Origin of the sequence: Methylobacterium phyllostachyos, from assembly GCF_900103445.1 — a bacterium.
GTDB classification, from domain to species: domain Bacteria; phylum Pseudomonadota; class Alphaproteobacteria; order Rhizobiales; family Beijerinckiaceae; genus Methylobacterium; species Methylobacterium phyllostachyos.
On record NZ_FNHS01000005.1, the window covers coordinates 98,907 to 118,819 of the forward strand.

The following is a 19,913-nucleotide window of genomic DNA, read 5'->3' on the forward strand; positions in this document are numbered from 1 at the left end:
CCGGGGCCAGACGCCCGGCAGGAACCCCGCCGGGCAGACACACAGGCTGAGCGCATGGAAACCCGCGCGAACTACGCCCTGATCGGGGCCTTCACCATCGCCGTGATCCTGGCGGGCTTCGGCACCGTCCTCTGGCTCTCCGGCGGCTCGTCCCGGCAGGTCAGCCAGACGGTGCGGATCGTGTTCTCCGGCTCGGTCGGCGGGCTGTCACGCGGATCGAGCGTGAACTTCAACGGCATCAAGGTCGGCGAGGTCACCGATATCCGCCTCGCCCCGCAGGATCCGCGCCGGGTGCTCGCCCAGATCAAGGTCGATCCCGCGACGCCCCTGCGGGCCGATACCCGCGCCCGGCTCGATTCGGCGATGCTGACCGGCGTCTCGGTGATCTCGCTCTCCGGCGGCAACGCCGACGCGCCCGTGCTGACCCCGATGGCCAACGGCGAGCCACCGACCATCTTCGCCGATTCCTCCGACATGCAGGACATGATGGCGCTGGCCCGCCAGGTGGCGCAGCGGGCCGACGACATGCTGGCTCGGCTGGATCGCCTGGTCTCCGCCAACGAGGGCGCGATCAACCGCTCGCTGACCAACGTCGAGACCTTCTCGAAGACGCTGGCCGATGCCGGGCCGAACATCTCGGCCCTGGTCAAGGCGGTGGATGGGGCGAAGCTCGGCCACGTGATCGACAACGCCGACCGCTTCTCGGAGGCCCTGTCCAAGTCCAGCCCCGACATCGAGGGGGCCGTGCACGATGCCCGCTCGCTCGCCGCCAAGCTCAACACCTCGGCCGACAAGATCGACGCGGTGCTCAACGGGGCCCAGGGCTTCCTGGGCTCGGCCTCCGGGCAGGAGGGCTCCAGCACCTTCGCGGAGATTCGCGCGGCCGCGATCTCGGTGCGCGACGCCGGCAAGGCCTTCCGGGTCATGTCGGAGAATCTCGACAAGCGCACGGCCAGCATCTCGGCCAATTTCGGCCGCCTGAGCGGCACCGGCCGCCGGGAGGTGGAGGCCCTGTCGGGGGATGGCCAGCGGACGCTGAGCACCCTCAACCGCACGGTGCGCAGCCTGGAGCGCGATCCGAGTCAGGTGATCTTCGGCGGCAAGCCTTCGTTGCCGGAATACAACGGCGGCCGCTGAAATCGCTCCGCGCCGGGTCCATGTGTCCCGGCGCACGGCACGCGTGCCCTCGCGGCTTAGTTTTAACGGCATAGCTTTTACAACTCCGCCGTCCGTCGGCGGGGTTCCTCAGGTCATGTCTATGGTCCGCTCGTCTCACATCGCTGCCGCCGCGCTGCTCGCCGCCCTGCTGGGCGGCTGCGGTGGCGGCGCGGCGCCGCTCACCTTCGACCTGGCCGCCCTGCCCCCGGCCGGGCGTCCGGTGGCGGCCGGCCGGTCGATCGCGGTGTCTGAGCCGGTGGGTATCCAGCCCTTCGAGGCGGATCGGATCATCGTGCGTGAGAGCGGCGGGTCGCTCGCCTTCCTGGGTGGCGGCCAATGGGCCGACCGGCTGCCGCGGCTGATCCAGTCCCGGATCATCCAGAGCCTGGAGAATTCCGGGCGGCTGCGCTCGGTGAGCCGGCCCGGGGACAAGATCGTGGCCGATTACCAGCTGATCAGCGAGATCCGCGCCTTCGACGTCCAGGCGGCGACGGGCGAGGCGGTGGTCGATCTGGCGTTGAAGCTCGTGGCCGACGGTACCGGGAAGGTGATCGCCGCGCGGATCTTCGTGGCCCGGGTGCCGGTGGCCAAGATCGACGCCGGCAACGGTGCCCGCGCCCTGGATCAGGCGCTCACCACGGTGTTGGCCGACGTGGTGCGTTGGGTGAATACCGGGCGGTGATTTTTTCGGGTTTGCCCGGACACACCTATTCCAGCACCTTCGCGAGCACGACGTTGAACGGCCGGAAGCCGCGCCCCTGGAAGAAGCGGAGGGCCTCCTCGTTCCGCGTCCACGCGTCGAGGACGAGCTGAGTCACGTTCCCAGCGCGGGCCTCGGCCTCGACCGCCTGGAGCAGCGCCGTCGCCACCCCGGAGCGGCGCGCGGACTCGCGGACCGCCAGATGCTGGACGTAGAGGCGCCTGCGGGCCTGCGTCAGCACGGTCGGGGGCCGCTCCTGCCGATCGAACCAGAGATAGCCGACCGGTTCGGCGGCAATCTCGGCGATCAGGAGGCCGGTGTCGGGCTTATCGATCAGAGCCGCGAAGAAAGCGCGCAACGCGGCCACGTCGACCTCGGCTCGAAAGACCTCGGGCTCCAGCTTGACGTGCAGGGCTTGGACGACACGGTTCAAGGACACCAGGGCGTCCAGATCCGCCGCTGTGGCAGGGCGCACGGCGATGTTCGGTCCTCCAGCCATGCCGCCTCAATTGCGCGACGCGGGTTCGAACGCGGGTAGAGCCTCGTCCGCTCGATAGACGCCGACTACGACGACCTGCTCCGGATGGTCGCCGGTGACCCCCAGGACGACTCTCATGTCGCCGGCCCAGACAATGAAGGTCTCCTCGCCACGCAGGATCCCCAGCCGGACCACGTCGTCCGAATGCGTCAGGGTTTCGCGGTCCTGCACGACATGCTCAACCTGTTGCATAAGGCGGTTCACAGCGACGGCCTTGAGGCCCTGCGCGCGCATGCGGTCGACGGCGTGCTGGATGAAGACTGCATTCATGTCTGGTGATCCCCCGGATCGGATCCGAAGATACGCTTGATGTCGTCGAGGGTCCGCAGCTTGCCGTCTCGGATATCGCGTTTCGCGGCCTCGATCATGGGACCCACCCGTTTCTGCAAGGCGATGCCCAGGACACCGGTCTCACTCAAGGCGCGGCGCCTCCGATTTTCATGGCGGGCAGCGCCCCATCCGTAGAGGCCCATGCCCAAGAGGACGAGCAAGAGCAGCCAGAAGGAGCGGCTGTATGGCGTTGCGCTCCAGTCGAGGATCTATACTCCGTCGCGCGTCGTCGTTATCCCGAAGATGTAGGCGCCCGAGAGCAGGTTGCCAACGAGACCAAGCAGGCCAAGGCCAAGCGCTTTCAACAGGGGATGATCAAAGAGCAGCTGCCTGATGTGCTCTACCGAGCCGCCTCTGATTCTGGTCAGTCCCGTTCAGCGTCGAGATTGTTTCAGACGGCGCCTCTGCGCAAGGCCGCCGCTTGGCCTCTTACTCCATCACGGCGGCCTTCAGGATCACCACCATGGTGGCCCGGGCCGGCCCGTCGGTGCAGCGCACGAGGTGGGGCCGGTCGCAGCGGTAGCGCAGGGTCTCGCCGGCCCGCGCCCGCTGCACGACCCCGCCGATCTCCACCTCGAACGCCCCCTCGGCGACCGACAGCGATTCCACCGAGCCGCGCTGGTGCGGATCCGAATCGAGGACGCCGCCGGGATCGGCCGTGACCTCGTACCATTGCAGCCATTCGATCGTCTTCAGCCAGCCGATGATGGCGAGCCGCACCTTGCCGTCCTCGGAGACCAGGATCGGCGTATCCGCCCGAGAGGTTTTCTCGATGAACGGCTCCTCGTCGCCCGTCGCCAGGACCCGTTCGATAGACACATCGAGGGCCTGGGACAGCCGCCAGATCGTGGCCAGCGTCGGGTTGGTCTCGTTGCGCTCGATCTGGCTGATGATCGACTTGGCCACGCCCGACTGCTCGGCGAGTTCCGAGAGCGAGAGATTGTAGGCCTTGCGCAGCCGCTGGATGGTCTTGCCGAGCTGCCCGGAGAGCGCCTGCGCTCCGGTCAGCAGGTCGCGCCCGCGCGTCCGGTCGGGCCGTTCCGCCTGATCCTGCATCGTCACCGGCCCGCCTGTACCGTTCCATTATCCGAACGATCGTGCGCTTCTTCAAACGCAATCGCCGCTCCGGCGCAAGGCGGCAGAGCGGCGTCCGGTCCGCAGATCTACGGCCAGATGGCGTGGAAGTGGTGGACGGGCCCGTGTCCGGCGCCGATCGCCAGTCCATCCGCCGCGTTGAGCGCCGCCGTGAGGTAGGTCTTGGCTTCCGCCACCGCCTCCGGGAGGCCCTGGCCCCGGGCGAGCCCGGCCGCCACCGCGGCCGAGAGCGTGCAGCCGGTGCCGTGGGTGTTGGCCGTTGCGATCCGTGGGGCCACGAGCGTCCGTAGAGTCCCGTCCGCCGTGACGAGGTAGTCGATGCTCTCGCGCCCCGTCCCGTGGCCGCCCTTGATCAGCACCGCCCGGGCGCCGAGCGTCACGAGACGCCGGGCTTGAGCCGCAGCGGTCGCCGGATCCTCGGCCACGGATTCGCCGAGCAGCACCGCCGCCTCCGGCAGGTTGGGGGTGATCAGATCGGCCCGGGCCAGCAGCCGGTCCCGGAGTACCGTCACGGCGTCGTCGGCGATCAGCCGGTCGCCGCTGGTGGCGACCATCACGGGGTCGAGGACGACGGGGATCGTTCCGGCGTGGCGTGCCAGACCGTCGGCCACCGCCACGATCACCTCGGCCCGCGCCAGCATGCCAATCTTCACGGCGCCCACCGCGAGGTCGGCGAAGACGCTGTCCATCTGCCGGGCGACGAACGCCGCCGGCACGTCGTGGATGCCCTGGACGCCCCGCGTGTTCTGCGCGGTGAGTGCCGTGATCACGCTGGCGCCGTAGACCCCGAGCGCCGAGAAGGTCTTGAGATCGGCCTGGATGCCGGCGCCGCCGCCGGAATCCGAGCCCGCGATCGTGACGGCGATGGGAGTGGGGCCGCTCATCGCGCGCCCCGCTCCGCCAGGGCGGCGTCGATCCGCGCGCGCAGGTCGCGGGCGCGCTGGCGCACCGGCTCGGCGCCGAACAAGGCGGTGATGACCGCGACGCCGTCCGCCCCCGCGGCGACCACCGCGGCCGCGTTGTCGAGGCCGATCCCCGCGATCGCACCCAGCGGCAGGCCGGCCCCGCGAGCGAGGCGGGCGCGGAAGGCGATGCTGGCAAAGCCGTCGAGCCCCACCGGCGGGTCGGGGTTGTCCTTGCTGGTGGTGGCGAAAACGCCGCCGATGCAAGCATAGTCCACGGGCAACCGATACAGCTCGTCGGCCTGGTTCGCAGTCTTTACCGTAAGGCCGATGATCGCGCCCGGGCCCAGGAGGCGGCGGGCCTCGGTGGGGTGGAGGTCGCTCTGACCGAGATGCACGCCCTCCGCCCCCGCAGCGAGGGCGAGGTCGACCCGGTCGTTGACGAGCACGGGCACCCGCCCACCCACCGCCTCCCGGATCGCCCGGATCCGCGCCAGGGCGGCGCGGGCGTCCGGAATGTCCTTCTCGCGGTACTGCAGCAGGGTGCAGCCCCCCGCGACCGCCTCGGCGCCGAGCCGCGCCAGCCGGTCACCGTCGCCGCCGCACACGCCGACATCGAGGAGGCCGTAGAGCCGCAGATCGACCGTCCTGTCCCCGGTCGATGCGGCGTTCGCGCTCACTGGCATCGCTGTCGCTCGGCCCCCGCCCCGGGCGGCCCCGCGCCAGCCCCTTCGGATGCTCCTGTTTGGTCAGGCCCCCCCGCCTTGGCAAGCGTTCCGTGGTCCTGCGCGGCGGCGATGCGGCTCTCGGCCATCATGATGCGGCGTTGACGCGCGGCGATCCTGCCCCCCTATAGGCGGGACCCGCTGGCGGCGCGAAGCCGGGCCGGCTCTCAAGCGCGTCCGACGGGAGAGGTGGTCGAGGGACGATGGACGGTGCCGCGACGCAGACGGATGCGCGCGGGGCACAGGCCCCGCCGGAGCGCTCCTCCGTAGGCCTGGTCGCGGTGATCGTCGCCGCGACCAGGGGGGAGCCGCGTGCCTTGACGATCCGCGTGCCCGATCAGGCACCCGGCCGCGGGGATGGCCTGCCCGCGGGGCCGCTCGTCCCCGAGCACGCCACCCTGGAGCGGGGCCTGCGGGCCTGGGTGGAGCGGCAGACGCATCAGCGCCTCGGCTACGTGGAGCAGCTCTACACCTTCGGCGACCGGGACCGCTCCGGAGCCCCGGACATGGCGGGCGTTCATTCCCTCTCGGTCGCCTATCTGGCGCTGGTCCGCGAGGAGCGGCCGGCCGGCCTCGCCGAGGCTGCATGGCAGAACTGGTACCGCTACCTGCCCTACGAGGATTTCCGGCAGGGGCGCCCGCGCCAGCTCGACGCGATCGAGGCGCGGCTCGCCGCCTGGGCGGCCGAGCCCGGGGATTGCGCCACCCGGACCCGGCGCTTCGACCGGCTCGGCCTGACCTTCGGCATGAACGGCGGCACCTGGAACGAGGAGCGCGTGCTGGAGCGCTACGAATTGCTGTTCGAGGCCGGGCTGATCCCGGAGGCCGGGGGCAATGCCGGTCCGGCCCTGCCGAACGACCCGACCGGGGTGCCGATGGCGTTTGACCACCGGCGAGTGCTCGCCACTGCGATCGGGCGCCTGCGCGGCAAGATCAAGTACCGCCCGGTGGTGTTCGAGCTGATGCCGCCGGAATTCACCCTGCTCCAGCTCCAGCGCACCGTGGAAGCGCTCTCGGGCACGCAGCTGCACAAGCAGAATTTTCGCCGGCTCGTGGCGCAGCAGGGGCTGGTGGAGGAGACCGAGAGCGTCACCAGCGGCGCCGCCGGCCGGCCGGCGCGGCTGGTGCGGTTCCGGCGCGAGGTTCTGCTGGAGCGCCCGGCTCCGGGGTTGCGGCTGCCGTCGCGGCGGGTGGGGTGATGGGGGTTGGGCGCTCGGCGGCGCCCGGTCGAGGCTTGTCCGTCAGGCGACGGCTCTCGCCACCAGGTCGGGATGCTGCCCGATCACCCGCCCATAGGCGACGGCGAAACGCGGCGCCGTGGTCCGCGCCTGCTCCCAGTCGCGCAGCGTGCCGATCGGAACCTGGAAGCGGCTGGCGAACTCGGCCTGCTACAGCGCGCGGGCGATGATCGGCAGCGATGACGGTCGGTGGGTCCGGACCGCGCCGACATGCGTCATTGGCCGGTCGAGCTCGTCGAGCGTCGGCAGCCGCTCGCGCCGCCTCGCCTGGCCGACCAAGCCCCTGCGCCGGACGACGAAGACGGCATCCTTCAAGCGCCTCCGGATCGAGCGGCCAACCCCAGCCGCGCCGGGCGCTCGTCATGACGGCGGACCGGTGCGAGCGGTGGTTGCCCAGCGCTGATGGATCGTGGCCCTCGCCGAGCCCGGTGATGAAGGCGGTGCTCTCGGCGCGGGTGACCGCGGAACAGGGCAAGGCGGCCAGCGCGTAGCCCTTGATGGCCTGGAGCACCTCGGCCTTGGTCCGGCCGATGCTCCTGCGCGATTTGGCGATATAGCGGTCGATCGCCGCCCCGAGCGCCGGATCCTCGGTCTTTGGCTGATCGAGGACGCCGGGCGTGTCGAGTTCTTTCGCCCGCATCTTGATCCAGGCCGCGGCCGCCGGTCGAGGGTCCGGATTTCGCGATGGCGCTTGCCGTCCCTTTTGACGACGATCTGGGCGTGATACCCCGTGGTCCCGTTCCTCTGCGTGCGCGACGAGGGACAGCACGAGAGCGACTGCAAGTGACTGGCGGACCGGAAGAACCTGGAAATCTCAACGGATGGCGCTTTAGCGTTGCACCGATGATGGACTGGACGGACCGCCATTGCCGGGCGTTCCACCGGTCGCTCTCCGCCCGCGCGCGGCTCTACACCGAGATGGTGACGACCGGCGCCGTGCTGCACGGGCCGCGCGAACGTCTGCTCGGCTTCTCGGCTGTGGAGCACCCGGTCGCCGTCCAGCTCGGCGGATCGGATCCGGCGGAGTTGGCGCAGGCCGCGCGGATCGCCGCGGATTTCGGCTACGACGAGGTCAACCTCAATGTGGGCTGCCCGTCAGACCGGGTGCAAGAGGGCCGCTTCGGCGCCTGCCTCATGCGCGAGCCGGCCCTGGTAGCCGACTGCGTCGCCGCCATGAAAGCCGCGGTCGCCGTGCCGGTGACGGTGAAGTGCCGTATCGGCGTCGATGATCAGGATCCCGAAGCGGCCCTCGACGCCCTGGCCGACGCGGTGGTGGCCGCGGGCGTCGACGGGCTGATCGTCCATGCCCGCAAGGCTTGGCTCCAGGGCCTCTCGCCCAAGGAGAACCGCGACGTACCGCCCCTCGATTACGGCCGGGCCGCGCGGCTGAAGCGGCGGCTGCCCGGCCTGCCGATCGCGGTCAATGGCGGGATGCGCGATCTCGACGCCGCGCGGGTGCGCCTTGCCGAAGTCGACGGCGTCATGGTCGGCCGCGCCGCCTATACCGAGCCGGCGCTGCTGCTGGGTGTCGATCCCGCGCTGTTCGGTGTCCCTGCGCCAGCTCCCGACGCCTTCGCGGCGGTGGAGACGTTCGAGCCCTACATCGCGGATGTCCTGACCCGGGGCGAGCGCCTGCACGCGGTGACCCGGCACATGCTCGGGCTGTTCAATGGCCGCCCCGGCGCCCGGGCCTACCGGCGCCATCTCTCGACGCACGGGATGCGGCCCGATGCCGGCCTCGCGACCCTGCGGGAAGCCGTGGCGCTGGTTTCCCGGGCTTTGCCCGAGGCGCAGGCTGCCTGAGCGGCCTCCGTCACGGCGGGCTCAACATCAGGCGGTCGCCCCGGACCTCGTAGCTCGAGAGGCGCGTCAGGAAGGTCTGGCCGAGCAGATTGACGGCGAGTGCCCCGGGCTTGGCCACCATGGCGTTCACCCGCCGCTCAGTGATCGTGCCCACGCTGAGGGAATCGAGCTGGACCGGCGCCGCATAGGTGATCCCGTTGGCGGTCGAGACGCGGGCCGTGAACGCGGACGCCGCGGGCGTGAGGGCGAGGGCGGCGGCGTTCTCGGCGGTCAGGACGACGCTGCTCGCACCGGTGTCGAACAGGAACGGCTGCACTTGGCCGTTGATCTCGGCATCGACCCGGAAATCGCCGTCCGCCCGCCGGACGATCGTGACGAGACCGCCGGTGCCCGGGATCGCGGTTCCGGGCCGCACCGCGCCGAGCACCCGGGTGCTGACACCCTGGATCCGGTCGCGCTCGCTGTAGCCGATAACGAGGGCGAGGCCGATCAGTGCCCAAGCCAGGAGCGCCCGCAGGTTCGCCCCGAGCCGGGCCGTGAACTGGCGCCAGAACCCGGCCACCACGAGGATGAGGATCGTGCCCGTCCAGGCGAGGCTGGCGAGCTGATCGGGCTCGATCACGCCGCCGAGGCGGTCGCCGCCGTCGCTGAACACCAGGGCGGCGACGACCAGCGCGAGGGCGGCGAGGCCGAGATAGATCATGCCGGCAGCGCCCCCTCCGGCGGCGCCAGGCAGGCCGCGCGCATCCGGGCCTCCAGCCCCGCCATGATGGTGCGGCGCTGCGCCTCAGACATCCCGCCCCAGACGGCGATCTCGTCGCGGGTCCGGCCGCAGCCGCAGCACAGGCCGGTCCTGGCATCGAGCACGCAGACCTTGGTGCAGGGCGAAGAGGGTTTTGGCGCGGGCGGCATCGGGAAACCTTGGTGGGCGGATCGTGGCCGCGTCATGACCGGGGCAGCCTCGCCCAGCGCGTTATCCCGGCGCCACCGCCGCCACCAGGGCCAGCAGGGCGGCGATCTCCGCGACCTGCTGGCAGGCGCCGATCACGTCCCCGGTCTGGCCGCCGATCTTTCCGCGCGCCAACGCGGTCATCCCCAAAGCCGCGAGGCCGGCCCCCACGATCATCAGCGCGACGCCACCGAACGGCAGGCCGAGGAGACAGGCGGCCAGCGCCAGCGCCACGCCGAGCCCGAGGGCGGTGGCGAGGCTCATCCGGTCCGGGCGCCCCACCGACGCAGAGAGGCCGCCCGTCCGGGCCGGCTCTAGCAGCACCATCGGAGCGAGGGCGGCGACCCGCGACAGGGCGGCGGCGAGGATCAGGGCGGTCGCGGCCGCCGCGCCGGTCCGGTCGAGGAGCGTCGCCAGGGCGCCGATGCGCAGGGCCAGCGCCAGCACCAGGGCCGCACCCCCGTAGGCGCCGATCCGGCTGTCGCGCATGATCTCCAGACGGCGCTCCCGGGTGCCGCCGCCGCCGAAGCCGTCGGCCACGTCGGCGAGCCCGTCCTCGTGCAGCGCGCCGGTCGCCATCACGAGGATCGCGAGGGCCAGCGTCGCCGCCAGGAACGGCCCGAGCCCGATCCACCAGGCCGCCACCAGCGCCAGGGCGGCCGGCAGGGCGAGGATCAGGCCGGCGAGCGGCAGCATCCGCGGCAGGGTGGTGAAGTCGGGAGCCCGGTGCGGGTCCGGCTCGCCGGGCAGTTGCGGCACGGGGAGGCGGGAGTAGAACCGCACGCACCCGGCGAGATCGTAGAGCGCGCCGCGCCCGGGCCAGTCGGCCTCCCCGCCGGTCTGCCTGTCCATCGCGGTCACTCGCATCCGGCCGCCGCCACGCTCGTATGGGGCGGGCCGGTCCAGTATACGCGCCCCGATCCGGTCCCGTCTCCCCGCCCGGGGGCACTCACAGGAAATCATCGTCCCCATGCGTGATCCAGGCCCGTTCGACGACATCCGCAACCTTCTGAAGGCCATGCCGGGCCCCGACCAGGCGGCTGAGGCCGCCGTGGCGGCCCGGGACGCGACCCTGACCAAGCCTGCGGGCTCCCTCGGGCGCTTGGAGACCCTCGTCTCCTGGCTGGCAACGTGGCAGGGTAAGGCGCCGCCGAGCTTCGACCGGCCACTGGTCTGCGTCTTCGCCGGCAGCCACGGGGTGACCCGCCGGGGGGTCTCGGCCTTCCCGGACGCGGTCAACCGCCAGATGCTCGACAATTTCGCGGCCGGCGGTGCCGCGATCAACCAGATCTGCGCCGCTTACGGGCTCGGCTTCAAGGTGTTCGACCTCGCCCTCGACATGCCGACCGGCGACATCACCGAGGGTCCCGCCCTCGACGAGCGCGCCACGGTGGCCACCATGGCGTTCGGCATGGAGGCGGTGGCGGCCGGTACGGACTGCCTCGGTATCGGCGAGATGGGGATCGGCAACACCACGGTGGCGGCGGCCCTCTACGCCGCCCTGTTCGGCGGCGATCCCGGCCACTGGGTCGGGCGCGGCACCGGAATCGACCGGGACGGGCTGTCGCGGAAGATCGCGGCCGTCGAGGCGGCGCTCGCGCACCATGCCGGGCATCTCGACGACCCGCTCCAGATCCTGGCGCGCCTCGGCGGCCGGGAGATCGCCGCCATGGCGGGAGCGATCCTGGCGGCCCGGCTGCAGCGCATTCCGGTGGTGATCGACGGCTACGTGGCGACCGCGGCGGCTGCCGTGCTGCACGCCGCCGATCCCAGCGCCCTCGACCATTGCCTCGCCGGCCACGTCTCGGCGGAGGGCGCCCACGCGGAGGTGCTGGAGCGTCTCGGCCTCGTGCCGCTGCTGGCGCTCGGCATGCGCCTCGGCGAGGCCTCGGGCGCCGGCATGGCGATGGGTCTGCTCAAGGGAGCGCTCGCCTGCCATACCGGGATGGCCACCTTCGCGCAGGCCGGGGTTTCCGAGAAGGCGGGCGGCTAGGCGGGCGCGGCGGGCGATTTGATGCTATGAGGGCGCGAACCCGATAACGGATCCATCGATCCCGCATCCTCCCACCGGATCACCTCATCCTGAGGTGGCACAGCGCAGGGGAGCTCTCCAAGGAGAGCGTCCGGAAGCGCTGTGATCGCTGGCGGGCTCCTTCGAGGCCCGCTCACGCGGGCACCTCCGGATGAGGGCGCGGGTGGGATTACTGCGACGAAACCGATGAAGATCACCCAAGCCTTTACCTTCGAGGCGGCCCACCGGCTGCCGAACGTGCCCGCGACGCATCGCTGTCACCGGATGCACGGGCATTCCTACCGGGTCGAGTTGACTGTGGCCGGCCCCGTCGATCCGCACACCGGCTGGGTGATCGACTTCTACGACATCGAGTCGATCTTCGGCCCCCTGCTGGCCCGGCTCGACCACCATTGCCTCAACGAGATCGAGGGGCTGGAGAACCCGACCGCCGAGAACATCGCGGCCTGGATCTGGCATCGCCTGCGGCCGGACCTGCCGGGGCTCGCCCGCGTCCGGGTGGCCGAGACCCCGATGTCCTGGGCGGAATACGACGGCGACTGACATGGCGACTGACATGGCGACTGACATGGCGGGTGATCGCTCGGCGCTGGTCCTGTTCTCCGGCGGCCAGGATTCGGCCACCTGTCTCGCCTGGGCGCTCGACCGGTTCGCGCATGTCGAGACCCTGGGCTTCGATTACGGCCAGCGCCACCGGGTCGAGCTCGACCGGCGCGCCGCCTTGCGGGCCGGCTTGGTGGGCCTCGTTCCCGCCTGGGCCGGGCGCCTGGGCGAGGACCACACGGTGACGCTCGACGCCTTGGGGGAAATCTCCGAGACGGCGCTGACCCGGGAGGCCGCGATCGGCTACGAAGAATCGGGCCTGCCCAACACCTTCGTGCCGGGTCGCAACCTCGTGTTCCTGACCTTTGCGGCGGCGCTCGCCTACCGGCGGGGTCTCCGGCACGTGGTCGGCGGCATGTGCGAGACGGACTATTCGGGCTATCCCGATTGTCGCGACGACACCATCAAGGCGCTGCAGGTGGCGCTCAACCTCGGCATGGAGCGTCGCTTCGTGCTGCACACGCCGCTGATGTGGCTCGACAAGGCGCAGACCTGGAGTCTCGCCGAGACGCTCGGCGGGCGGGCGCTGGTCGACCTGATCGTCGAGGAGAGCCACACCTGCTACCTCGGAGAGCGCGGGCAGCGCCATGCCTGGGGCTACGGCTGCGGCACCTGCCCGGCCTGCCGCCTGCGGGCGGACGGGTTCGCGCGGTTCAGCGCGGCCTGAGCCCTCCGACCAGCACTGCCAGCGTCCCCCGAAAGGCATCCGGGCTTGCGAACAGGCGCTCCATCAGCAGCGCCCCCTCCAGCGTGGCGATGACGTAGCGGGCCAGCCCCCCCGGATCCGTGCCGGCGCGCACGCTGCTATCCGCCTGCCCCTCCCGCAGGACCGTCTCGAGCCAAACGAGGTGGTCTGCGAAGAAGGCCGCGATGTCCCGGCGCAGGCGCTCGGGCAGGGCATCCCCCTCGATGGCCAGCGCCGCGCAGAGGCAGCCGAGCCCCTGCTCGACGCCGCCGAGATAGAGCCGGCCATAGGCCTCGATCCGCCCGGGGCCGTCGGCCACATCGGCGCGGATCGCCGCGAGGGCGGCTTCGTAGCGGGCCGCGTAGGCCGCCACCAGGGCGGCGCCGAGATCCACTTTGCTGGGGAAGTGATGGTGGATGCTGGCCTTGCGGATGCCCACGGCCGCGGCGAGATCGGCGTAACTGAAGCCGGCATAGCCCCGGCCCCGGACCAGGGTCTCGGCCTGGATCAGCAGTTCGGCGCGGGTGTCCCTCATCGCAGCCTCATCCGGGCGCGGCTCACGCGAACGTGCGGCCCCGACCCTTACCTCATCCAACATGCCACTTGACGCCCTAGAAATCTACCTACCTAATGGTAGACAAGAAAAACAGGAGGATTTGGCATGACGGCCCCCGCCGTCCACCCGCGGGCGTTTCCGGGCATCCGCACGCTATCGCGGCGCGGCGCCCTGTTCGGTGGCCTCTGCCTGTGCTGCCTGCCGACCCTCGGCCGCGCCGCCGAATCCTTCACGATGGAAGAGGTCGGCCCCGGCATCTTCGTCCGCAAGGGCCTGATCGCCGACGCCACGCCCGAGAACGCCGACGCCATCGCCAATATCGGTTTCATCGTCGGTCAGAAGGGTGTGCTGGTAACCGAATCCGGCGGCAGCCTGGCCGACGGCCAGTGGCTGCGCGCCGAGATCGTCAAGCGCACGACCAAGCCGATCACCCATGTGGTCCTGACCCATGTCCATCCGGACCACGTCTTCGGGGCGGGCGCCTTCGTGCAGGACAAACCGGTCTTCATCGGCCATGCCAAGCTCACCGAGGCGCTCTCGGCGCGCGGCGAGTTCTACCGCAAGCGCCTGATCGATCTTCTCGGCGAGGACCGCACCGGACCGGTGGTCTACCCGACTCTGAGCGTCGCCGACACGGCCGAGGTCGATCTCGGCGACCGCCGCCTGACCTTCACGGCGCACGGACCGGCCCACACCACCTCGGACCTGTCGATGATCGATTCCGGCAGCGGCCTGCTGTTCCCGGCGGACCTGCTGTTCGTGACCCGGATCCCGTCCCTCGACGGCAGCCTCAAGGGCTGGCTCAAGGAGGCCGAGCGGCTGAAGGCCATGGGACCCAGCCGCGCCGTGCCGGGCCACGGGCCGGTCTCGGTGGACCTCGCCCCGGCGCTCGCCGACCTGACCGGCTACCTGACGGCGCTGCGCGACGGCACCCGCGCGGCGATCGCCAAGGATGTCTCGATCGAGAAGGCGGTCGACATCGTCGCCCGGGACCAGCGGGACAAGTGGGCCCTATTCGACACCTACAATGGCCGCAACGTCACCGTGGCCTATCAGGAACTCGAGTGGGAATAATTTTTTGAAGTCCCCATATCCGAAGCAATCGGGAGGCACGCCATGACTCACAGGATCGGACAGACACTCTCCAGCCTCGCTCTCGGCCTCGCTCTGGCGACAACGGTGCTCGCTCCCGCAGCCTGGGCCGCGGGCGCCTCCGACACCGATCAGGAGCGGGCCGCCCGCTGGCAGGAGATCGCCAAGTCGATCTTCGGCGACCGGCAGATCGCGCAGACCGACAGCCTCGTGAAGATCGACGCGCCGGTCCGGGCGCTCGACGCCGCCCTGGTGCCGATCACCCTGACCATGCCCAATGACGGGCAGATCAAGGCGGTCTCGCTGATCATCGACGACAACCCGGCGCCCTACGCAGCCAGGTTCGAGTTCGGCCCGGCCGCCGACCCGGCGGAGCTGAAGCTGCGCGTGCGGGTCAACAACTACACCGACATGCACGCCGTGGTGGAGACGCAGGACGGCAAGCTCTACGAGGCCAAGCAGTTCGTGAAGGCCTCGGGCGGTTGCTCGGCCCCGATGGGCATGAGCGATGAGGAGGCCATGAAGGGCATGGGCGACATGCGCATGAAGTTCGCCGAGACGGGCGCCGGCAAGCCCGTGGAGGCGACGCTGATGGTGCGCCACCCGAACTTTTCCGGCATGCAGATGAACCAGGTGACCCGCGACTACACGCCGGCGCGCTACATCGACAAGCTGACCGTCTCGGCGGGCGACCAGAAGGTCTTTACCCTGACGGGCGACATCTCGATTTCGTCCAATCCGGTGATCAACTTCGCGTTCAAGCCGGATGGCAAGCCGATCCAGGTCGCGGCCTCCGACAACCAGGGCGGCCACTGGCAGCACAGCTTCACCCCGCCGAGCCCGACGAACTGAGACGGGGTGACGGACGCATGACCCAGGCCCGCATGTTCGTGCGGATCGCGGCGGCGCTGGCGGCACTGGGCTGCCTCGCCGCCGCCCCGGCCGATTCGCCGATCAATGTCCCGGAGCCGGAGGGGCTCTACGCGGGACCGCCGCACGGCTACACACCGTCGACCCTCAAGGGCGCGACGGTGATCGACGCCGACGCCCTCGCAGGCCTGATGGCGGAGCCGGACAAGCCGGTGCTGATCGACGTGGCGGCCCCGGACCGCAAGCCGTCGAACTTTCCGGCGGGCCGCCTCTGGCTTCCGGTCCATCCCTCGATCCCCGGGGCGGTCTGGATGCCGGAGGCCGGAGCCGAACCCCTGGCGCCGGAGCGCGAGGCCCTGTTCCCTGACCGCGTCGCCGAGCTGACGGGGGGCGACAGGGCCAAGCCCGTGGTGGTCTTCTGCCACGTGGAGTGCTGGGGCAGCTGGAACGCCGCCAAGCGCCTCGTTCGGAAGGGCTATACCGGCGTGCGCTGGTTCCCCGAGGGCGTCGAGGGCTGGCAGGACAAGCATGAGACCGTGAACCTGCGCGTCGATCCGGCCTGGAAGGCCGCATCCGAGCCGCAGGCGGGGCGCTGACCCGCGGCGCCGGGCGGTGTAAGAGGGATCGCCCCACGCGCATGTGGGGCTTGAAGATATCCAATAACCGGCCCGTGCTCTCTCCTCTCCCTTGCGGGGAGGAGTTGGAGGTGGGGGTGGTGCAGGATCGAGCGTTGCGGTGCCACCTGCACCACCCCCGCCCCTAGCCCCTCCCCACAAGGGGGAGGGGAAACGCCCGAGCCGAAAGGGATCTGAACCATGTCGCAGGTCGTGCAGTCGCGCCGCCTCCGGGCGATCGATATCGGCAAGCGCAAGGCCGAGGGGCGCAAGATCATCGCGCTCACCGCCTACCACGCCCATACGGCCGGCATCGTCGATCCCTATTGCGACTTCATCCTCGTGGGCGATTCCCTCGGCATGGTGATGCACGGGATGGAATCGACGATTCCCGTCACCCTGGAGATGATGATCCTGCAGGCGCAGGCGGTGATCCGGGGCACGCAGAAGGCCCTCGTCGTGGTCGACATGCCGTTCGGCTCCTACGAGGCGAGCAAGGAGCAGGCCTTCCTCAATGCCGCCCGGGTGCTCAAGGAGTCCGGCGCCGGCGCGATCAAGATGGAGGGCGGGGCGCATTTCGCCGAGACGGTGGCGTTCCTCGTCCAGCGCGGCGTGCCGGTGATGGGCCATATCGGGCTGACCCCGCAGGCGGTGAACACGATGGGCGGCTTCAAGGTGCAGGGCCGCGCCCCCGACGACGAGCGCCGCCTGCTGGAGGACGCCCGGGCGATCTCCGAGGCCGGGGCCTTCGCGATCGTGCTGGAGGGCATCGTCGAGCCGGTGGCCCGGGCGATCGCGACCTCGCCGCGGGTGAGCGCGGCCACGATCGGCATCGGCGCCTCGGCGGTCTGCGACGGGCAGATCCTGGTCCTGGAGGACATGCTCGGCCTGTCCGAGCGCACGCCGAAATTCGTGCGCCAGTTCGGCAGCCTGCGGAGCCATATCGAGGAGGCCGTGAAGGCCTACGCGGACGAGGTCCGGGCCGGGCGCTTCCCGGCCGAAGACCACACCTACGGATAGGCCCGCCCTCAGCCCCGCGGCAGCGGCCGGGCCGGATTGCCGACGACGGTTGCGCCCGCCGGCACGTCGCGGGTGACGACCGCGCCCGCGCCGATGATGGCGTCGTCACCCACCGTCACGCCGGGCAGGATCAGCGCGCCGCCGCCGATCCAGACATTCGCCCCCACGGTGATCGGCCGGCCGGATTCCACGCCCGCGCGCCGCAGCTCCGGATCGCGCGGATGGTCGGCGGTCAGGAACTGCACCCCGGGGCCGACCTGCGTGAGAGCGCCGATCGACACGGGGGCGACGTCGAGGATCACGCAGTTGAAGTTTAGGAACACCCCGTCGCCGACCGCGATGTGCTGCCCGTAATCGCAGAAGAACGGCGGCCGGATCACCGCGTCCGCGCCGACATGGCCAAGGAGCTCGCGCAGGAGCACGCGCCGTTCGTCGGGGGAGGCCGCCAGGGTGGCGTTGTAGCGGACCATCCAGGCGCGGGCGCGCCGCGCATCGGCTGCGAGTTCCGGGTCGCCGGGGCGGTAGGGCTCGCCGGACAGCATCTTTTGCTTTTCGGTCTTGGCTGTCATGCGGGTTCTCCTGCGGTGCCGGGTGGAAGGATGCCGATTCTGGGCCCGGACGATGACCTCGGTCTGTCGAAGGCCATGCCGATAGCGGTGGCATCGAGAGTGACCGTTGATGATCATACGGACATTCCGCTGGCGGGCGGGCCCGCCCCGTTTTTCTCGGTGAGAAGGAGCAACACGGGTGAAGAGCGAGCCTCGCGCGCTGCCGGCCGACCCGGCCGATGTCGAGGATTTCGCCACGAGGGCCGAGGCGCGGGACCGCGGCCAGCGCGTCCGCCTGATCCGCAGGACGCGGGCCGGGCTCGGCCTGTAGTCCACGCGCCGCCAGGAGGAGATCGTCCGCATCACCTGGGTCGACCTCGACGCGCAACACAGCCGCGTGCTGGTGCGTGACATGAAGAACTCGGGCGACAAGGTCGGCAACGACGTGTGGTGCGAGCTGCCGCCCAAAGCGCTGGCGTTCATCGCGGCCATGCCGCGCAGCGACGCGCGGATCACCCCCCTACTCCACCGATCTCGGCGGCGTTCACCCGGGCCTGCGCGTTTCTCGGGATCGTGGATCTGCACATCCACGATCTCCGGCAATGCGGCATGCCACTGATCATGCAGTGCGCCTGTGCCGAGCTGCCGAAGGCTGCCGTCTTCAACTGTCAGCGCGCCAATCTGGGAGCCCAAGGCCCTACAGAAGCCGATGTGCTGCGCCTCGGCCCGATCAGCGACCTGCTCCGCGAGCAGCTGAACGATACCGGTCACTACGAGATCGTCTCGACAAACCCTGTGAAGGCCGATGTCGCCAAGGCGGATCTTCGAGCCTGCGGCGGTTGCGCAAATGATGTCGCCCGTAGGCTCGGTGCGGACGTGGCGATCATCGGAGAGATTCAGAAGGTTTCCAGCCTCATCCTCAACATCGACGTGAAAGACCTTCGATCTGATACGCCTGGGCGCGCCTACAGCGTCGACATCCGAGGCGACAACGACACCTCATGCGACCACGGCTGAGGTGCCTCGTGAAGGACAGGTTGCCGTCTCCTGGCATGGACGAGGTAAGCAGAGGCACGCCTCGGTAGGCGCGTGGGCTCAGCCGGCGGGATCAGCGTTCGCTCTGCCACCGGGCCGTAATCTCGCGGAGGGCCACGTCACCATTCGCCTCAGACGCGCCTTCTGACCCAAAGGAGCGAACCGACTGGCGCACGATGACGCCGTCGCGCGTAATCGACCATCCGAACCGGCCCGGCTCCTTGACGGCGGGCGCCACGCGCAGCGTGTGAGGGTTCGGTGTGAAGGTGATCATCGAAACCATGTAGGCGCTGACAGGGCCATCCGCGAGGGGGCACGGAGCAATGCTGTGTCGTGCTCCTATGTCCGCCTTCGTCTCGGGCTGCGTGGCGTACTGGGCCCTGGCCGCGCGGAACGGCACCGGGCCCCGTCAGCCCGCAATCCAATCGGGCGAAGGAACGCTTCAGCTTGCCCGCTTGGCACTCCAGCTGCCGCTGCACGCGACGAGCCCCCCGGATGTGCGCCATGTGCCGCGACCGCTGCCGTCGGCGTTCAGGCTGCCGGCGATCGGCACCCGGTTCGCGCCCTGAGTGATCGTAGCCTGCACGGCGCCGCCCGGCGATACCCCGCCATCAACGTCGAACTCCTCACCGGGAATCGATGCGTCACTGTCCTTGATCTCGACGTGATAGCGCGTGCTCGCCGAGCAAGGTCCCTCGTTGGTCGTGGCCACGATGGTCCAGGAGCCATCGTACTGGTTCGGCACGCGCACCGTCTTCATCGCAGCCTCAGCTGGAGAGAGCGCGCCGGCCGAGAGGCCGGTGGCGATGATCAGGGCAAGGGTTCGGGTCACAGACGACTCCATTCGATCGTCGTCAGATCTGACCACGCACCCGCGCAACGACGGGCTCGGTGATTTGGTTTCCGGCGCGAGACTCTTGCTCGCATTGTCGACGGGTAGGCACGATGCGGCCAGGGGGTATCGCCGGGGTCGATCGAAGGGCCAAGGCGAGCCGAAGCTACCAACGACGACGAGTTCTTCTTATCGGTCGGCGTCAATGTCTTCCCAGGGCCGGTTCACCGGGCGAGGCGATACACACGGCCGCAGAAGCGTTCAGACGGTTGTGGCGACCTCGCCCGGTGACGGTTCTGCGCCAGCGGCGCCCGGCTCCGGGCTGACGGCGCGTGCTGACGCATCGGTCCGCACAGGCTCGACCAGAGTCGCGATCATCGTGAGCAACGCGCGATGTTCCGGTGCGCTCGTTCCTGCGGCGAGGAAGACTGAGAGATCGATGCGGGATGCCGTCCCGCCCGAGGGCTCGTTGGGCTCGTGCGAGACGAACACGGCCGCCTCTTCGTCCTTACAAAGGTACCAGCAATCGCCGTTTGAACTGGCGTAGATCAATGTGCGGTTGATCGGCATGCGATGTCTATCCTGCCT

The 19,913-nt window shown here is 70.2% G+C and carries 27 protein-coding genes; 13 read left to right on the forward strand and 14 right to left on the reverse strand.

Features of this window, described 5'->3' with window-relative positions:
- Positions 1-54 precede the first annotated feature (54 nt).
- Both BLQ49_RS09360 and BLQ49_RS09365 read left to right on the forward strand, forming a co-directional pair.
- Complete coding sequence (locus BLQ49_RS09360; RefSeq protein WP_091715301.1) at positions 55-1,137, forward strand: MlaD family protein; 1,083 nt, start codon at positions 55-57, stop codon at positions 1,135-1,137.
- Between the two features lie 121 nt (positions 1,138-1,258).
- Complete coding sequence (locus tag BLQ49_RS09365; RefSeq protein ID WP_091715302.1) at positions 1,259-1,840, forward strand: ABC-type transport auxiliary lipoprotein family protein; 582 nt, start codon at positions 1,259-1,261, stop codon at positions 1,838-1,840.
- A 25-nt stretch (positions 1,841-1,865) separates the two neighbouring features.
- On the opposite strand, the gene BLQ49_RS09370 is transcribed toward BLQ49_RS09365, so the two are convergent.
- From BLQ49_RS09370 to thiE, 6 genes are all read right to left on the reverse strand, one after another.
- Positions 1,866-2,333: a GNAT family N-acetyltransferase gene (locus BLQ49_RS09370; protein ID WP_167627677.1), complete on the reverse strand. Its 468-nt coding sequence runs from the start codon at positions 2,331-2,333 to the stop codon at positions 1,866-1,868.
- A gap of 30 nt (positions 2,334-2,363) precedes the next feature.
- Positions 2,364-2,666 carry a hypothetical protein gene (locus BLQ49_RS09375; RefSeq protein WP_091715305.1) on the reverse strand — a complete coding sequence of 101 codons (303 nt, stop codon included), beginning with the start codon at positions 2,664-2,666 and terminating at the stop codon, positions 2,364-2,366.
- Positions 2,663-2,815: a hypothetical protein gene (locus tag BLQ49_RS29630; protein ID WP_167627678.1), complete on the reverse strand. Its 153-nt coding sequence runs from the start codon at positions 2,813-2,815 to the stop codon at positions 2,663-2,665. The genes BLQ49_RS09375 and BLQ49_RS29630 overlap by 4 nt, the downstream gene beginning before the upstream one ends.
- 340 nt (positions 2,816-3,155) lie before the next feature.
- Positions 3,156-3,782 carry a helix-turn-helix domain-containing protein gene (locus BLQ49_RS09380; protein ID WP_091715307.1) on the reverse strand — a complete coding sequence of 209 codons (627 nt, stop codon included), beginning with the start codon at positions 3,780-3,782 and terminating at the stop codon, positions 3,156-3,158.
- Positions 3,783-3,889: 107 nt separating this feature from the next.
- Positions 3,890-4,705 (reverse strand): bifunctional hydroxymethylpyrimidine kinase/phosphomethylpyrimidine kinase, encoded by an 816-nt coding sequence (gene thiD / locus BLQ49_RS09385; RefSeq protein ID WP_091715309.1) that lies wholly within the window; start codon positions 4,703-4,705, stop codon positions 3,890-3,892.
- Positions 4,702-5,409 (reverse strand): thiamine phosphate synthase, encoded by a 708-nt coding sequence (gene thiE, locus BLQ49_RS09390; protein WP_091715311.1) that lies wholly within the window; start codon positions 5,407-5,409, stop codon positions 4,702-4,704. The genes thiD and thiE overlap by 4 nt, the downstream gene beginning before the upstream one ends.
- A 242-nt stretch (positions 5,410-5,651) precedes the next feature.
- Here thiE and BLQ49_RS09395 point away from each other — a divergent pair, with 242 nt between their 5' ends.
- A complete protein-coding gene (locus tag BLQ49_RS09395; RefSeq protein WP_091715312.1) occupies positions 5,652-6,647 on the forward strand; it encodes an NUDIX hydrolase in 996 nt (331 codons plus the stop codon).
- 189 nt (positions 6,648-6,836) lie between these two features.
- Here the strand turns inward: BLQ49_RS09395 and BLQ49_RS30225 are convergent, their stop codons facing one another.
- A complete protein-coding gene (locus BLQ49_RS30225; protein WP_244507519.1) occupies positions 6,837-7,001 on the reverse strand; it encodes a hypothetical protein in 165 nt (54 codons plus the stop codon).
- A gap of 468 nt (positions 7,002-7,469) precedes the next feature.
- Here BLQ49_RS30225 and dusA point away from each other — a divergent pair, with 468 nt between their 5' ends.
- Positions 7,470-8,489, forward strand: a complete 1,020-nt coding sequence (gene dusA, locus BLQ49_RS09405; RefSeq protein ID WP_280140957.1) for a tRNA dihydrouridine(20/20a) synthase DusA — start codon at positions 7,470-7,472, stop codon at positions 8,487-8,489.
- Between the two features lie 10 nt (positions 8,490-8,499).
- Here the strand turns inward: dusA and BLQ49_RS09410 are convergent, their stop codons facing one another.
- From BLQ49_RS09410 to cobS, 3 genes are all read right to left on the reverse strand, one after another.
- Positions 8,500-9,192, reverse strand: a complete 693-nt coding sequence (locus tag BLQ49_RS09410; RefSeq protein ID WP_091715314.1) for a retropepsin-like aspartic protease family protein — start codon at positions 9,190-9,192, stop codon at positions 8,500-8,502.
- Positions 9,189-9,401 (reverse strand): DUF1289 domain-containing protein, encoded by a 213-nt coding sequence (locus tag BLQ49_RS09415; RefSeq protein ID WP_091715315.1) that lies wholly within the window; start codon positions 9,399-9,401, stop codon positions 9,189-9,191. Before BLQ49_RS09415 ends, BLQ49_RS09410 begins: the two co-directional genes overlap by 4 nt.
- A 61-nt stretch (positions 9,402-9,462) precedes the next feature.
- Positions 9,463-10,290 carry an adenosylcobinamide-GDP ribazoletransferase gene (cobS, locus tag BLQ49_RS09420; RefSeq protein ID WP_091715317.1) on the reverse strand — a complete coding sequence of 276 codons (828 nt, stop codon included), beginning with the start codon at positions 10,288-10,290 and terminating at the stop codon, positions 9,463-9,465.
- A 118-nt stretch (positions 10,291-10,408) separates the two neighbouring features.
- Here cobS and cobT point away from each other — a divergent pair, with 118 nt between their 5' ends.
- The 3 genes from cobT to queC all read left to right on the forward strand — a co-directional run bounded on the left by cobT (position 10,409) and on the right by queC (position 12,740).
- Positions 10,409-11,431 carry a nicotinate-nucleotide--dimethylbenzimidazole phosphoribosyltransferase gene (gene cobT, locus BLQ49_RS09425; protein WP_091715319.1) on the forward strand — a complete coding sequence of 341 codons (1,023 nt, stop codon included), beginning with the start codon at positions 10,409-10,411 and terminating at the stop codon, positions 11,429-11,431.
- A gap of 225 nt (positions 11,432-11,656) precedes the next feature.
- On the forward strand, positions 11,657-12,013 hold the full coding sequence (gene queD, locus BLQ49_RS09430; RefSeq protein WP_091715320.1) for a 6-carboxytetrahydropterin synthase QueD: 357 nt from the start codon (positions 11,657-11,659) through the stop codon (positions 12,011-12,013).
- A gap of 25 nt (positions 12,014-12,038) precedes the next feature.
- Positions 12,039-12,740, forward strand: a complete 702-nt coding sequence (gene queC, locus BLQ49_RS09435) for a 7-cyano-7-deazaguanine synthase QueC (RefSeq protein WP_091715694.1) — start codon at positions 12,039-12,041, stop codon at positions 12,738-12,740.
- On the opposite strand, the gene BLQ49_RS09440 is transcribed toward queC, so the two are convergent.
- Entirely contained in the window at positions 12,727-13,293 is a 567-nt protein-coding gene (locus tag BLQ49_RS09440) for a TetR/AcrR family transcriptional regulator (protein ID WP_091715322.1), read from the reverse strand. The genes queC and BLQ49_RS09440 overlap by 14 nt on opposite strands.
- A 126-nt stretch (positions 13,294-13,419) precedes the next feature.
- Between BLQ49_RS09440 and BLQ49_RS09445 the strand changes: the two genes are divergently transcribed.
- The 4 genes from BLQ49_RS09445 (at position 13,420) to panB (ending at position 16,910) form a co-directional block, all read left to right on the forward strand.
- The gene (locus tag BLQ49_RS09445) at positions 13,420-14,388 is read left to right on the forward strand and encodes a quinoprotein relay system zinc metallohydrolase 2 (RefSeq protein ID WP_091715323.1); all 969 of its coding nucleotides are present in this window, start codon (positions 13,420-13,422) and stop codon (positions 14,386-14,388) included.
- Positions 14,389-14,430: 42 nt separating this feature from the next.
- Entirely contained in the window at positions 14,431-15,258 is an 828-nt protein-coding gene (locus tag BLQ49_RS09450; protein ID WP_091715325.1) for a quinoprotein dehydrogenase-associated SoxYZ-like carrier, read from the forward strand.
- A 17-nt stretch (positions 15,259-15,275) separates the two neighbouring features.
- Positions 15,276-15,872 carry a rhodanese-like domain-containing protein gene (locus BLQ49_RS09455; RefSeq protein ID WP_244507521.1) on the forward strand — a complete coding sequence of 199 codons (597 nt, stop codon included), beginning with the start codon at positions 15,276-15,278 and terminating at the stop codon, positions 15,870-15,872.
- A gap of 219 nt (positions 15,873-16,091) precedes the next feature.
- Entirely contained in the window at positions 16,092-16,910 is an 819-nt protein-coding gene (gene panB / locus BLQ49_RS09460) for a 3-methyl-2-oxobutanoate hydroxymethyltransferase (RefSeq protein ID WP_091715326.1), read from the forward strand.
- 8 nt (positions 16,911-16,918) lie between these two features.
- On the opposite strand, the gene BLQ49_RS09465 is transcribed toward panB, so the two are convergent.
- Positions 16,919-17,479 (reverse strand): sugar O-acetyltransferase, encoded by a 561-nt coding sequence (locus tag BLQ49_RS09465; protein ID WP_091715328.1) that lies wholly within the window; start codon positions 17,477-17,479, stop codon positions 16,919-16,921.
- Between the two features lie 178 nt (positions 17,480-17,657).
- Between BLQ49_RS09465 and BLQ49_RS30595 the strand changes: the two genes are divergently transcribed.
- Together BLQ49_RS30595 and BLQ49_RS09475 are read left to right on the forward strand one after the other, a co-directional pair.
- Positions 17,658-17,789, forward strand: a complete 132-nt coding sequence (locus tag BLQ49_RS30595) for a hypothetical protein (protein ID WP_280140958.1) — start codon at positions 17,658-17,660, stop codon at positions 17,787-17,789.
- Between the two features lie 242 nt (positions 17,790-18,031).
- A complete protein-coding gene (locus BLQ49_RS09475) occupies positions 18,032-18,475 on the forward strand; it encodes a DUF3280 domain-containing protein (protein WP_244507522.1) in 444 nt (147 codons plus the stop codon).
- Positions 18,476-18,935: 460 nt separating this feature from the next.
- On the opposite strand, the gene BLQ49_RS09485 is transcribed toward BLQ49_RS09475, so the two are convergent.
- Both BLQ49_RS09485 and BLQ49_RS09490 read right to left on the reverse strand, forming a co-directional pair.
- The gene (locus BLQ49_RS09485) at positions 18,936-19,325 is read right to left on the reverse strand and encodes a heme utilization protein (protein WP_091715697.1); all 390 of its coding nucleotides are present in this window, start codon (positions 19,323-19,325) and stop codon (positions 18,936-18,938) included.
- 261 nt (positions 19,326-19,586) lie between these two features.
- A complete protein-coding gene (locus BLQ49_RS09490; protein ID WP_091715331.1) occupies positions 19,587-19,895 on the reverse strand; it encodes a hypothetical protein in 309 nt (102 codons plus the stop codon).
- Between the last annotated feature and the right edge of the window lie 18 nt (positions 19,896-19,913).